At 66.7% G+C, this 11,777-nt stretch carries 15 protein-coding genes and 1 tRNA gene; 3 read left to right on the top strand and 13 right to left on the bottom strand.

The window, feature by feature from the left end:
* The first annotated feature begins 6 nt into the window (after window positions 1–6).
* Entirely contained in the window at window positions 7–768 is a 762-nt protein-coding gene (gene gloB, locus KBZ14_RS02320; RefSeq protein ID WP_255116686.1) for a hydroxyacylglutathione hydrolase, read from the top strand.
* Between the two features lie 3 nt (window positions 769–771).
* Here the strand turns inward: gloB and KBZ14_RS02315 are convergent, their stop codons facing one another.
* Window positions 772–1,902, bottom strand: a complete 1,131-nt coding sequence (locus KBZ14_RS02315) for an ABC transporter ATP-binding protein (protein WP_255116849.1) — start codon at window positions 1,900–1,902, stop codon at window positions 772–774.
* A gap of 45 nt (window positions 1,903–1,947) precedes the next feature.
* On the opposite strand from KBZ14_RS02315, the gene KBZ14_RS02310 reads away from it, so the two are divergent.
* The gene (locus tag KBZ14_RS02310; RefSeq protein ID WP_255116685.1) at window positions 1,948–2,334 is read left to right on the top strand and encodes a Rid family detoxifying hydrolase; all 387 of its coding nucleotides are present in this window, start codon (window positions 1,948–1,950) and stop codon (window positions 2,332–2,334) included.
* Here KBZ14_RS02310 and KBZ14_RS02305 read toward each other — a convergent pair.
* Window positions 2,223–2,930, bottom strand: a complete 708-nt coding sequence (locus KBZ14_RS02305) for an alpha-ketoglutarate-dependent dioxygenase AlkB family protein (RefSeq protein WP_255116684.1) — start codon at window positions 2,928–2,930, stop codon at window positions 2,223–2,225. The two genes, KBZ14_RS02310 and KBZ14_RS02305, sit on opposite strands and share 112 nt — an antisense overlap.
* Window positions 2,930–3,625: a M23 family metallopeptidase gene (locus KBZ14_RS02300; protein ID WP_255116683.1), complete on the bottom strand. Its 696-nt coding sequence runs from the start codon at window positions 3,623–3,625 to the stop codon at window positions 2,930–2,932. Before KBZ14_RS02300 ends, KBZ14_RS02305 begins: the two co-directional genes overlap by 1 nt.
* Window positions 3,626–3,919: 294 nt before the next feature.
* Between KBZ14_RS02300 and KBZ14_RS02295 the strand changes: the two genes are divergently transcribed.
* Window positions 3,920–3,993 (top strand) — tRNA-Pro (locus KBZ14_RS02295).
* Between the two features lie 627 nt (window positions 3,994–4,620).
* Here KBZ14_RS02295 and KBZ14_RS02290 read toward each other — a convergent pair.
* The 10 genes from KBZ14_RS02290 to KBZ14_RS02245 all read right to left on the bottom strand — a co-directional run bounded on the left by KBZ14_RS02290 (window position 4,621) and on the right by KBZ14_RS02245 (window position 11,715).
* On the bottom strand, window positions 4,621–5,430 hold the full coding sequence (locus KBZ14_RS02290) for a BRO-N domain-containing protein (protein ID WP_255116682.1): 810 nt from the start codon (window positions 5,428–5,430) through the stop codon (window positions 4,621–4,623).
* The gene (locus tag KBZ14_RS02285; RefSeq protein WP_255116681.1) at window positions 5,427–5,702 is read right to left on the bottom strand and encodes a hypothetical protein; all 276 of its coding nucleotides are present in this window, start codon (window positions 5,700–5,702) and stop codon (window positions 5,427–5,429) included. The genes KBZ14_RS02290 and KBZ14_RS02285 overlap by 4 nt, the downstream gene beginning before the upstream one ends.
* A complete protein-coding gene (ssb, locus tag KBZ14_RS02280) occupies window positions 5,702–6,238 on the bottom strand; it encodes a single-stranded DNA-binding protein (RefSeq protein WP_255116680.1) in 537 nt (178 codons plus the stop codon). The genes KBZ14_RS02285 and ssb overlap by 1 nt, the downstream gene beginning before the upstream one ends.
* Window positions 6,235–6,480 carry a hypothetical protein gene (locus KBZ14_RS02275; RefSeq protein WP_255116679.1) on the bottom strand — a complete coding sequence of 82 codons (246 nt, stop codon included), beginning with the start codon at window positions 6,478–6,480 and terminating at the stop codon, window positions 6,235–6,237. Before KBZ14_RS02275 ends, ssb begins: the two co-directional genes overlap by 4 nt.
* Window positions 6,477–7,820 (bottom strand): recombinase family protein, encoded by a 1,344-nt coding sequence (locus tag KBZ14_RS02270; protein ID WP_255116678.1) that lies wholly within the window; start codon window positions 7,818–7,820, stop codon window positions 6,477–6,479. Before KBZ14_RS02270 ends, KBZ14_RS02275 begins: the two co-directional genes overlap by 4 nt.
* On the bottom strand, window positions 7,820–8,668 hold the full coding sequence (locus KBZ14_RS02265) for a PD-(D/E)XK nuclease-like domain-containing protein (RefSeq protein WP_255116677.1): 849 nt from the start codon (window positions 8,666–8,668) through the stop codon (window positions 7,820–7,822). Before KBZ14_RS02265 ends, KBZ14_RS02270 begins: the two co-directional genes overlap by 1 nt.
* Window positions 8,665–8,961 carry a hypothetical protein gene (locus KBZ14_RS02260; protein ID WP_255116676.1) on the bottom strand — a complete coding sequence of 99 codons (297 nt, stop codon included), beginning with the start codon at window positions 8,959–8,961 and terminating at the stop codon, window positions 8,665–8,667. Before KBZ14_RS02260 ends, KBZ14_RS02265 begins: the two co-directional genes overlap by 4 nt.
* 184 nt (window positions 8,962–9,145) lie before the next feature.
* Complete coding sequence (locus KBZ14_RS02255) at window positions 9,146–9,829, bottom strand: hypothetical protein (RefSeq protein WP_255116675.1); 684 nt, start codon at window positions 9,827–9,829, stop codon at window positions 9,146–9,148.
* A 150-nt stretch (window positions 9,830–9,979) separates the two neighbouring features.
* A complete protein-coding gene (locus KBZ14_RS02250) occupies window positions 9,980–10,324 on the bottom strand; it encodes a VRR-NUC domain-containing protein (protein ID WP_255116674.1) in 345 nt (114 codons plus the stop codon).
* Window positions 10,321–11,715: a DEAD/DEAH box helicase gene (locus KBZ14_RS02245; RefSeq protein WP_255116673.1), complete on the bottom strand. Its 1,395-nt coding sequence runs from the start codon at window positions 11,713–11,715 to the stop codon at window positions 10,321–10,323. Before KBZ14_RS02245 ends, KBZ14_RS02250 begins: the two co-directional genes overlap by 4 nt.
* Window positions 11,716–11,777: the final 62 nt, after the last annotated feature.

Genomic DNA, 11,777 nt, shown 5'->3' with positions numbered 1-11,777 from the left:
TTAACGATGCCCCTCCACACCAGCGCGGTGCAGCAGGTGTCGCTGATCCCGGTGCTGAGCGACAACTACGTGTTCGTGTTGCATGGCGATCCCGGTGGCGCGGCCGCCGTGGTGGATCCGGCCGTGGCTGACCCGGTGATCGCCTGGCTGGAAGCACGGGACCTGCACCTGGCGGCGATCCTGCACACCCACCACCATCACGACCACATCGGCGGCACGCCCGCATTGCTGCAGCGCTGGCCCGCAGCGGCCGTGATCGCCAGTGCCGCCGACCGGGCCCGTATCCCCTTCCAGACCCAGGGCGTTGCCGGCGGCGACCGTTTCACCCTGTTGGGTCGTGAGGTGCAGGTGTTGGCGGTGCCGGGCCACACGGCACACCACATCGCTTACTACCTGCCCGCCGTGGCCGGGCGGGATGAGCTGTTCTGCGGCGACACCCTGTTTGCCGGCGGCTGCGGCCGCCTGTTTGAAGGCACTCCAACGGAGATGCATCGCTCCCTGCAGCAGCTGGCGGCCCTGCCGGAGGCCACCCGGGTGTGGTGTGCCCACGAATACACCGAGGCCAACCTGCGCTGGGCCGCAGCTGTGGAGCCAGGCCTGAAGGCCGTGGTCGAACGGCTAGCCCAGGTGCAGCAGCAGAGGGCGGCAGGCCAGCCCACCATCCCCAGCAGCATTGGCCTGGAGAAGGCCACCAACCTGTTCCTGCAGGCCGCCAACGCCGATCAACTGCGCCAGCGCCGCGGCAGCAAAGATCTCTGGCGGGGCTGAAGTTCAGAGAACCTGGGACACCTCCGCGGCGGCCACCAGCTCCACCCCACCCGGAAACAGACGGGCCGGCTCACCGGCCCTGAGCCGCAGCCGACAGCGTTGCCCCCGCTGGAAATCCGCCTCCAAGGGCAGCCGCAAACGCAGCTTCAAGTCTCCGCACTGCACCTGATAGAGCCACTCACGGCCGAGGAATTCACGCCCCAACACCCAGGCTGCACCGCCCTCATCCGCTTGCAGTTCCAAGCCCAGGGGGCTCACCAGCACCTCGAGGAGCTGGCTGGGATCGGGCGGGGGAAGCGGGCCGGGGCTGAGCGGCTCCAACCAACCAAGAGGGGTGGCCAGCCGCGACCCCTGCCACTGGGCCGGCAGCAGGTTGCCCTGCAAAACAAAACGGCCCACAAATCCGGTGGCCGGGCGAGCCACCATCTCCTGGGGGCTGGCGCACTGATGCAGGTGGCCCGCCTCGAGCACCGCCACCCGATCGCAGATGGCGAGGGCCTCCTCCGGGTCGTGGGTCACGATCAAACCGCTGGCACCACAGCGGGCCAGCACCCCCGGTAGCTCCGCCCGCAGCCGCAGCCGCACCTCCACATCCAGGTTGGAGAAGGGCTCATCCAGCAGCACCAGCGAGCAACCCGGTGCCAGGGCCCGGGCTAGGGCGAGGCGCTGGCGCTGGCCGCCGGAGAGTTCGTGGGGATAGCGCTTCTCCAGGCCCTTGAGGCCCAGTAATTCGAGCAACCAGGCGGCACGGCTGGTGTCCTGGCCGCGTTTGAGGCCAAAGCAGGCGTTGCGCCAGGCGTCGAGGTGGGGGAACAGGGCGTAGTCCTGAAACACCATGCCCACGCCCCGGCGCTCCGGTGGCAACCAGCGATGTGAACCGGCCACCTCCTGGCCGCCGATCCGCACCAAGCCCCGCTCGGGCCGTTCAAAGCCAGCGATCAGGCGCAGCAGGGTGGTTTTGCCGCAACCAGATGGCCCCAGCAACCCCACCAGTTCACCCTGGCGCAACTGGAAGTCGATGGCGCGCAGGGTCCATTCGCCATGGCTGGCCGCACCGCGGTAACGATGCCAGAGCCCAGAGAGCTCCACCTGCAGCCGGGGCGGGAGATCTTGCGGTGGCAGTTCAGAGCGCATCAGGGCCGAAGGAGCCATAAGCTCAGCGCCCCATCTTCCCCCGCCATGATCGAGGCCGTCTCCACCGCCGCCGCACCCGCGCCCGTGGGGCCTTACAACCAGGCCGTGAAGGCAGGCGGAGTGCTGTATTGCTCCGGCCAGATCGCCCTCGACCCGGCCACCGGCGCCATGGTGGGCAATGGCGATGTGGAGGCGGAAACGCGCCAAGTGCTGGCCAACCTCCAGGCCGTGCTCAGCGAAGCCGGCTGCTCCCCCCAGCAGGTGGTGCGCACCACGGTGTTCCTGGCCAACCTCGACGACTTCGCCAAGGTGAATGCCATCTATGCAGAGATGTTTAGCGACGGCGTGTCGCCGGCCCGGGCCTGCGTGGAAGTGGCGGCGCTGCCCAAGGCGGCTCGGGTGGAGATCGACTGCATTGCTGTGCTGGGCTGACGCAGGCAGCGAAAGGTGAGGTTGAGGCGCTCGGTGCCCACGCGGGCTCGGGCGGGTAGGCCGTGTTGCCAGTGCTGCTGGGTAGGAGGGGCCATCACCAGTAGGTCGCCGTCGGCCAGCTCCACGGCAAAGGGGGGTGGCGGCTGCTCAGGCCAGGGGGCGCGGGGCTTGGGCCGAAACCGCAGGCTGCGGGTCGCGCCCAGGCTCAACGATGCGATCGGGGCGGCAGCGTCGAGCTCAGGCTCGTCGTCGGCATGCCAACCCATGCGATCAGCTCCATCGCGGTAGCGGTTGAGCAGCAGGCTGTTGAAACGCACCCCCAGCTCGGCCTGCAACAGCTGCCGCAACACCTCCAGGGCCGGAGTCCAGGGCGTGATGGCCTGCTCGAGGCCGCTGTAGCGGTAGCGGCAGCCCGGATCCGCCACCCAACAGGTGAGCCGTGGCGTGGGGTGCTGGCGCCCGTACACCCGCACCAGGGGTTGCTCCCAGGGAAGGCCCGCCGTGAGTTCGCTCTGCAGCACTCGGCTGGCGACACCCCGATCCTGGAGCCAGGCGCTGGCATGGCGCAGCTCCAGGCCTGGCTTCTGGATCCGCATCACGGTTGGCGCCCCTCCGCCAGAGGCCCATCAGCGAGCCGGTGCAGCGCATCTTGCAGGAGTGGAGTGGGATCGAGGGCCAGCAGGCCGGCCTCGCTGCGGCGCCGCACCTCCACATGGAGATGGGCCGTGGTGGCGCGGCCCGTCTGGCCGACCCGGCCCAAGACTTCCCCCGCCTGCAGCAGGTCGCCGGGTTGCACGGAGGCCTCGAGCAGGTGGGCATAGAGGGTCTGCCAACCGCGGCCGTGGTCGAGCACGACGGTGAGGCCATAGCCATCGCGCTGGTTCGCCAGCACAACCCGTCCCGGCAGCATCGCCAACACAGGCGTGCCTTCTGGGGCGATCAAATCCTGGCCGGCATGCACCCGCCAGGCCTGGCGAGCCTCCGAATAGCGCCAGCCGTAGGGGTCCACGTCACTGGCCCGCTCTGCCAGCGGATACACCAACTGCAGCGGCATTCCGGACCGCAAAGGCACCCAGGCCAGGAGCCCATCGGCCGGTCCGCCCGGAGCTTGGCGATCCCCATGGGGCGCATCACCGCCAAGATCAGCCACCGGTGTTTCCACGGGCAATTGCTCCGGCCGCGGCGACTGGATTGGTGCCCCATCGGCTAGCCCCTGGGCCTCACCACCCCCAGCCGCCAGACCACAGGCCAGCAATAACGGAAGGCAGAGGCCTCGGCTCGAGATCGGCATGCACGCAGCCCGATGCCGACCCGTTGTATCGATCTCGGGGAAACCTGCCAGGGGCGTGGCAGAGCTGGCTAACTCAGGGCGAGCAGGGAGCAGCCAATGGCAAGCTCGCAGTGCCGCCCGTTACCGCTGCAGAGTGCAATGGGGCACCAGCGCTGCATAGCCTCAGCGGCATTTCGGTAGAGACAGAGACGCTCCTGAAATGGTGCACCGCGGTGCACCATTTCAGGAGACGCCAGTGGTAAGCGCAGTTGGGACGAGGGATCTGCGCCATGGCCCGCTATGGTTCCCAGGTAACGGGGCGTGGCGCAGCTTGGTAGCGCGGGTGCTTTGGGAGCACTAGGTCGCAGGTTCGAATCCTGTCGCCCCGATTGACTTTTCACCGATAGGCCCCCTGCTTTGTGGGCAAGATGTGGGCAAAGCCATCAGGCACCGCCTTCCCCAAGATTCAAGTCCCGGCAGCGGGACACAGCAAAACCAGCAGGACTGGCGGCTTGATTCCCTACAAGCCCTGCTGGACCCCTTTCAGGGCGTCACTGGCCCACACCAACAAAAGGCCCTGGTCCAGTAACGAACTGAACCAGGGCTTTCGTTGCTGTGCCTGAAAGGCTCAGTTCTTTTCGAGGAGATGGGGCGTGCGGGCGGTCGCTTCATTCATCGCTTCGTTACAGCGCTCTAGGTGATACAGAACTGGTGAATTGCTGCTTGGGAATTTGCGGCGCCAATGCACCCCAGCCCGGAACAAGCCGGCCTTGCGCCAGCGACCCAGGGTTTTCTCGCTCACACCGAGAAGCGGAGCCGTCGATCGTGCATCAGCCCATTCCTGGGTATGGGCTAGTTCGATTGGCTTGGCAGGGGGCTGCGGACGGCTGTGACGAACTCTTGGAGAGACCATTACCGGCCCCTCCTGCAACAGCGGGGATTCACATTCGACTTCTGGGCCACCAGGCCGCACTGCCCCTCGGGAGGTAGTCCGACCAGAGCAATGCTGTTTGACATCACCCTTCCCCCTGCAGCAACGCAACCACCGCTGGATCCCAGACGAGCTGCTGCCGGTGCTCGCCGCGGCTGCAGCGCGGCAGGGCGATACCCCAGTCGCAGCCGACTGCGGTGAGCTGCCAGTCATCGAGGTCATTGCGCACCTGCAGGCCGCAGGCCGCCAACCGGCGGTTGATATCCCTGATCGTGCGGCCCAGCCGCTCGGCCAGTTGCTCTGCATCCAGGCGTGCCTCGACTGGCGCACGACCTGGCTGAGCGGGCCGATGAGCTGAGTCCGCAGAGTGCCTGTCGCGCAGGAGCTGTTGCAGTGGGGCCAGGTGGAGGCCGGTGCTGGTCTCGATGTCTTCAATGGCAGCGAGGAGCGCATCGGAGTACCCGACGCCGGTGAGCTCGATGATCTCCTCGGCAAGCCGCAGCACCGCAGCCGCGGTCTGGATCTTTTCCCCAGCCGGGCCTGATAAGTGGGCCCTTGCTTTGACCTGTTGGTTGCGCTGGATGGCGGGCAGCAGCTCCTGGGTGAGCCAGCGCCGCATTCGCCAGGCCGTCTGGCTGTCGTCCAGCAGCAGCAGACGCAGTAGGCCGCCTTCACTGATCAGGGCCAGGGTGCAGCCCTGGCTGCCGGGTCCCTCCTGGGAATAGAGGCACTGCTCCTCTTCCCGCAGGCTGGCCAGAGCCCGGGCGATCGTGAGCTGGCCAAGGGCGCCAGCGACATCGGCCCCGGCGAACCAGGCCTCACCGTGCTCATCGGTGCTGACCCGAATGCGGTGCCCTTCGAACGGGTAGGGCACCAGAGCGGTTGTTCTGCTCATAGCTGAGAAGGCGAGAGGACAGTGGCGCCAGCTGCGCCAGTGGTGGCGAGGGGTGCTCCTGCCTGCGGTCTCCGGGGAGCTGGCACCGGGCCGGCGAGCACCAACAGCAGGGTGCTCAGCTGAATGGCCAGCAGCAGCCACAGCAGCCACTGCAGCTGCTGCAGCGCTCTGAGCCCCACGGTGGTGGTGCTTCTCTGGCGGGTGCGGCAGAAGGCCGGCAGTTGGGGACTCTTTCCCCTGCCGCCGAAGCGGACGTTGGTGTGCTGGCTCATCAGAAGGGCACCTCCTCGTCGCTGATGGGGCCGCTGGTGGACCAGGCCGGGGCCGCCGGCGCTGGCACTCCAGCGGGTGCGCCCCATGTCGCCGCGCTCGAACTGCGGGAGCCCGCTGGAGCGGCGGTTCCTGTCTGAGACGCCGAGCCACTGACGGACTGGCCAGCGGAGAAGGCAGCCAAGTCGGCTGCTCCTTCCATCTGCTGCGCACCGTTCTTGCTCCCACAGAACTCCAGGCGGTCGATCACCACCAGGGTCTTGCTGCGCATCTCACCGCTGCTGCGGTCACTCCACTGCTCGAAATCGAGCCGGCCGACGATCGCCACCTTGCTGCCCTTGCGCAGGTAGTCCCCCGCCACCTGGGCGGTTTTGCCCCACGCCTTGCAGTTCACCCAGAGCGGCTCCTGGGGCTGGCCGTCGCGTGGCGGGCGGTTCACCGCCAGGGTGAACTCGCAGACGCAGCTGCCGGTTTCAAAAAAGCGCAGCTCCGGATCCCGGCCGGCATTGCCGACCAGCACGATCAGATTGATGCTCATGCCTCCACCTCGAGCGTCGAGCCGGTGCGGGCCTTGATGCGCTCCTGAACTGCCAGCAGTGACGGCAGGCCGATGAGCGGATGGGTGCGCACCAGTTCGTGCAGCGCCCCGCTCCAGGTGATGTTGTGCCTGCGGGCGAAGGCATCGACCCGCTCAAAGGTGTCGTTGTTCATGGCGATGGTCTTCTTGTGGTTGCCGATCCGCTGGCGTAGTGGCCGCGGCTTCTGGGGGGAGGTGCTCATGTCCCCGCCCCCGCGCTTTGTTGGGTGCTCTCGGAGTCTTCAAGCTGCCGGCGGCGCCTGGAGATCGCGCTCCAGAGCCGCTCGGCGTTCTCGTCGTTGATCTGGCCCGCGCTGAGCAGCTGGTTGACGCGTCCGTAGGCGCGCTCGAGCTCCAGCACGGTGGCGATGTGTGGGATCTGGCGGAGGCCCACCTCCACCGGATTCAATTCAGGTTCTGGAGCTGGGGCAGCCTCTTGAGCTGGAGCCTGGCTTGGAGCCGAGGCAGCAGCGGCCTGGCTCCTGCTTCTCCGCGGTGCTGGCTGGTTTGCTGCGGCAGGGTTCTCGCTGGCCTGCAGCGATAGGGCCTCCTGCTGCCCGGTTTGCTGCTCGCCTTGGTGCTCAGCTGGGGTGGCCGGCTCCGGTGCAGCCCCGCTGGTGCTCACAATTTCGGCGTCGATGACCTCTTGATCTGCCTCAGCGCTTCCCCCATGGGACGGCTCGATACGCCCAGTGGCGCTGTTTTGGGTTTCCGGCGGAATCATTTTGTCTTCGCGAGGGCGTAAGGGATTGGGTACAGCGGCAGCGCGGGGGCTGGCTGCAGTACGCCGGGCGGTGGTTTTTTCCGGCGCCGTGGCGGCTGGCCCAGCGGGCTTCTCAGCGGCCTGGCCCAATGTCGCAGCGGCCTGAAGTGGCGCCTGGATTTCAGCTCCAGTAATGCTGGCCCTGCCAGCTTCTCGGACCGTGACCGCCTCGATGTCGAGCGCCTCCTCCTGGGTGATCAAGCCCAGGGCGATCTCCGGGCAGTAGACGTTGGACCACCAGACCGCGGCGCGGTAGCGCAGCATCTGGCCGGTCATCGTCTGCCACTTGCTGGTCTCGTTGCCCTGGCGGTCCTTGCGGCTCCACCAGCCCTCCTTGCGGGCCAGCTCCAGGGTGATGGTTTCCCCCTCAAGCACCTCACCGGTGGCCTTATCGGTGGCTACCGCGTAGCAACTGCTGGGCTGCTCCTTGGCGTCAAAGACAAAGCGCAGCGGCGAGAAGCGGCCGCTGGCATTAACCGTGGCGATCAGGAACTTGCTGCTCCAGGTCGGTCGCCCGTGGATCGGCGTCATGTTCTGCATCACCACTAGCGGTGAGAGGCGCATGCGGCCGGCGATCTCCAGGGCGATCAAGCTGTTGGCCAGCCCCTGCTGCCCCTGGTACTCCTTGGGAACAAGAGTTGAGGAGCACAGGGCTTTGGCCATGCGCTGGGCGGCGTCAAAGGCGGCGATGCCGCTGAACACCTGCAGGGTGTCTGTCGCTGGGGCCAGGGCTGAGGAAGGTGATGGACCTGAACTGGTGGAGAGGGTGGAGTCGTTCATTAGAAGAGGTCAATGGAATCCAAATCAATGCCTATGGTTTCGGGAAGGCTGAAATCTTGAAAGACAGGACGGAATGCCTGGCGCCCGTGACTCGGCCAGCTGCCAGTGGCCTGGCATTCGGCGATCCGCCGGAAGGCCTCCTCCCGCCGCTGCAGACCTTTTTCCAGGTCTTGCCCATCAAAGATGAGCAGGCTGCAGTCGATCGGGGCGGCCAGATCGCTAGGCCACTCAAAGGCGATCACACCGGTCTCGAGCGGCGGCTGCCCATGGCGGTCCTCATGGCCCAGGGCCAGGTGGGCCAGCTGCAGGTCGTAGGCCAGGTCCTTGGCCTGCCAGTAGAACTTCCGCGGCACAGCGCTGCGGGTCTTCTTGAGGTCAAACAGCCGGCCGTCGCTGGTGACCACATCTGGGAGGCAGCGGCAGTGCCGGCCCGCTTCGTCTTGCCAGAAGTGGGGCTGCTGGCTGAGCGACGGGTCCAGGGCCGCCAGCACCTCTCCCACCACTGGGTCGGCGTGGAGGGCATCAGCGATGCGCTGGGCCTGCTCCACCATCTCGACGCTGACTGGCGTCAGTCCGGCAGCTTCCGCTTCTGCGCAGTTGGCGGCGCCGATCTTGGTGTTGCGGGCGATTGATCGATACGCCGCGAACCGGTCATCAATCCGAAAGGGGGGCGTCAGCAGGGCATCGACCAGATCGCCTTTGACCATGTCTGCCGAGGGAACGAATTTTGCGGCCCCTGGCCCGAAACGATGGCTCCAGGTCCGCATCGTGCCTGTCACTGCAGCCTTGAGCGCCGTGGGGGACCAGGCGGGATGGCGGTGATACTCCGCCAGAGAGAAATTGCTCATGGGGAATCCTCCAGGCCATAGCCCAGGACGATGCGCCGCGCTTCTAGCAGCGAGGGGCAGAGACCTGAATCAATCCCGCCGCCGCCGGAGTGCAGCAGCGTTGCCACGTAGCTCCCGCAAATGCTCTGCCGGAAGCTGATGGCGATGCCGTGGCCGGCTAGTGCCGCCAGTGAGTCGGTTGTGATCGCCCGCCAACGCTGCTGCCATTGGGCCAGGGCGGCGGAGAAGGAGGCCTGGATCAGGATGTAGTGCTCCAGATCGGAGCGTTGCAACCCCTTGGAAGCAGGGGGCAAGGAGTGGGAAGCCGTAAAGACTCGTTCGCGTTGATTCACCTTTCCGCAAAGAAGGATGCCAACGCTACCCCTGCGGTTATCCATTCGGGAACCCTTAAGTCAGGTATTCCGGTACCGCATAAATGCTTTTTTGGTAGCGCACGCGACGGCGCTACCTGCTGCTTTTTGGCATCCTCTGCGCCTGTTAAGCCGCCTTGCTGAGAGGCTCGCTGGGCTCCAGCTCCGGGGCCACCTCCTTCACCCAGGCATGCAAGGCCTCACGGGCGATCGGGACGAGGGCCGGGCCCAGCCGCTCCCCGGCAAACAGGGCGTTCTCGATCGCCACTACTTGCTCCATCGGCAGATCTCCCGCCTTGCGCAACACCTGCATCGCGGCGGACACCGGCCGCAGCCCGACTAGTTCCAGGGCCTGATCGAACAGGCTGCGTAGCCGCTTGGTCTCAGCCTCGGCGTCGATCTCCTCCTGGCATGGCCAGAGTTCGGCGGGCCCCTCCAGCTTGCCGATGTAGCAGGCGAACCAGTCCTCAGCGCCCCAGGGGCGGCCGTCGGCATGAAGCACTGGCCTGGCTCGCTGCACCCGATCGCGCAGCAACCGGTCCTTGATCGCGCCCCGCTCCTCTTGCACCAGGCACTCGTTGAGCACCGCCAGCTGGATGAAGGTGCTGGGCTGGGGCTGCAACACCTTGCTGTTCTCCAGGTTGCCCCACTGGCCGCCGGCTACCCGCAGCGGCCAGGGGATCAGCCCTGGGCAGGCCTTGGCCCAGTCCTGGGCGGTGGTGACGGACCAGTCGTTGCTCTTGCGCCAGTTCCGCAGGAACTTGCCGAACTGCACTCGGGCCGCATCCAGCTTGTCCTGCAGGCTTTGCATAGGGTTACCGTTTGGGAACCCTTAAAGTATCCCGTGCTTCTTGCTAAGCACCAACCCCCAATGGTCGGCTTCGTGACAGGCTGTTACGGGCATCATGAGCTCGATCAGCGGTGACAGTTACGGGGCCTGAGCCAAGCCTCACCGGCCTGATCAGCTGAGCCTCAGCACCCGCGCGGCTTCTTCGACACTCGTGGCAACGCCGCTGTAGCCACCAAAGCGTTCCACCAGCTCAAGGAACGAGCGCTGCTCCACCCGCAGCCTTCCCTTCGGGGCCTTCACCTCGATGGCGCTGAACACCGCCAAGGTTTGGCCCAGGTGCTCCGGGCCGATCAGCACCTGGCGCAGGCCGATCAGGTCGCTGCTGCCTTTGCACAACCCATAGGTCACCAGCCGGCCGCGTTCATCCCGCAACGCACCGACGTTGTTGCGCCACAGCCGCACTGGACTTGAGCCCAGCTGCAGCCGAATCCGTTGCTGTAGCTCCTGCTCGCTCACGCCAGCAGGCTCCAATGTCCTCGCGTCTGGCGGCTGGCGATCACATGGCGTGCCCAGCCCTTGGGGTTCTTCATGCCGCGCTGGGTTCCCAGGGCCTCCAGCTCCGTGGCGGTTCGGGCTCGGCTCTGCTCCCGCTTCCGTTGGCGGCGCAGCTCCTGCTGGTTGATTTCCCGCAGCTCACCTTCCACCGTGATCAGCTTCTGGCGCTCCGGCCGGAACACATGTCCGCATTCCGGGCAAACGCTGAGCGTGCTGGCCAGGGCGCAGAAGCACTGCGGGCAGGTCTTCACAGGCGGGGCCTTGCTCTGCTCACGCTTCTTGACTCCATCAAGGCTCCACTCCTGCTCATCGAGGTGGTGCCCGAGCCGCTCGATGTTGCCGACGTGATCGAGGATCACCGCGGTCTTCCCTGGCTGCGGGCGCAGGCAGCGGCCGATCATCTGCAGGTGCAGCGCCAGGCTCTGGGTGGGCCGCAGCAGCAAGCAGCCGCCCACCGAGGGCACATCCACCCCCTCACCGATCAGGCTGCAGCTGGTGAGCACCTTCAGCTCACCGGACCCCAGCTGCTCCAGCAGCTGCCTGCGCGTGCCTACATCCTGGCTGCCGTCGATGCTGGCCGCCCTGATCCCCCGTTCGGTGAAGGCCTCGGCCACCGCCTGGGCATGGGCGATCGAGCAGCAGAAGGCAATCGCCGTGCGGCCTTCCAGGTGGCGCTGGTAGTGGCTGACCGCATCGCCCAGGATGCGGCTGCCGCCGAGGGCACCGGCGGCCTGGCGCAGATCGAAATCGCCCATCCGGCGCCGCAGCCCCTTGGCTGAAAAGCCGATCGGTGGGGCATAGACCCGGGCCGGCGCCAGGTAGCCGTTGTCGCTCAGCCAGGCGGGAGTGGGACCGAGCACCATGCAGGAGAACCAGGCACCGAGAGGCTGGCCGTCGCTGCGGCAGGGTGTCGCCGTGACGCCGAGCACCTTGGCGGTGTTGAAGTGCTCCAGTGCCTTCGCCCAGGTGGAGGCGCTCGCGTGGTGACTCTCATCAACCACCAGCAGCTGGAAGAAATCGCGCGGCAGCATCGATAAGCGCCGGGCCAGGGACCCCACCGAGGCCACCTGCACCGGTGCCCGCAGGTTCATCGAGCGGCCGGCAGCGATCAGGCCGTGCTCCACTCCTAGGTCCGCCAGGGCGCGGGAGGCCTGCTCCAGCAACTCGGCCCGGTGCACCAGCACGGCGATGCGGTTACCGCGCGCTGCCGCCTGCTGGGCGATGTGGCTGAACACCACCGTCTTGCCACCACCGGTGGGCAGCACAAACAGCACGGCGCGGTGCCCCTCCAGGAAGGCAAGCCGGACCCGCTGCACGGCCTCCAATTGGTAAGGACGCAGGGCGATGGCCACGGCACGCCGACAGCACTTCGCCAGACTTTAGGGCTACCTGAAACTATTGCTAGGCTTTTGCG

Source organism: Synechococcus sp. HJ21-Hayes, from assembly GCF_024345835.1.
Taxonomy (GTDB): Bacteria; Cyanobacteriota; Cyanobacteriia; order PCC-6307; family Cyanobiaceae; genus Vulcanococcus.
Note: the sequence above shows the minus strand (reverse complement) of the source record. Positions and strands in the feature narration are given on the sequence as shown.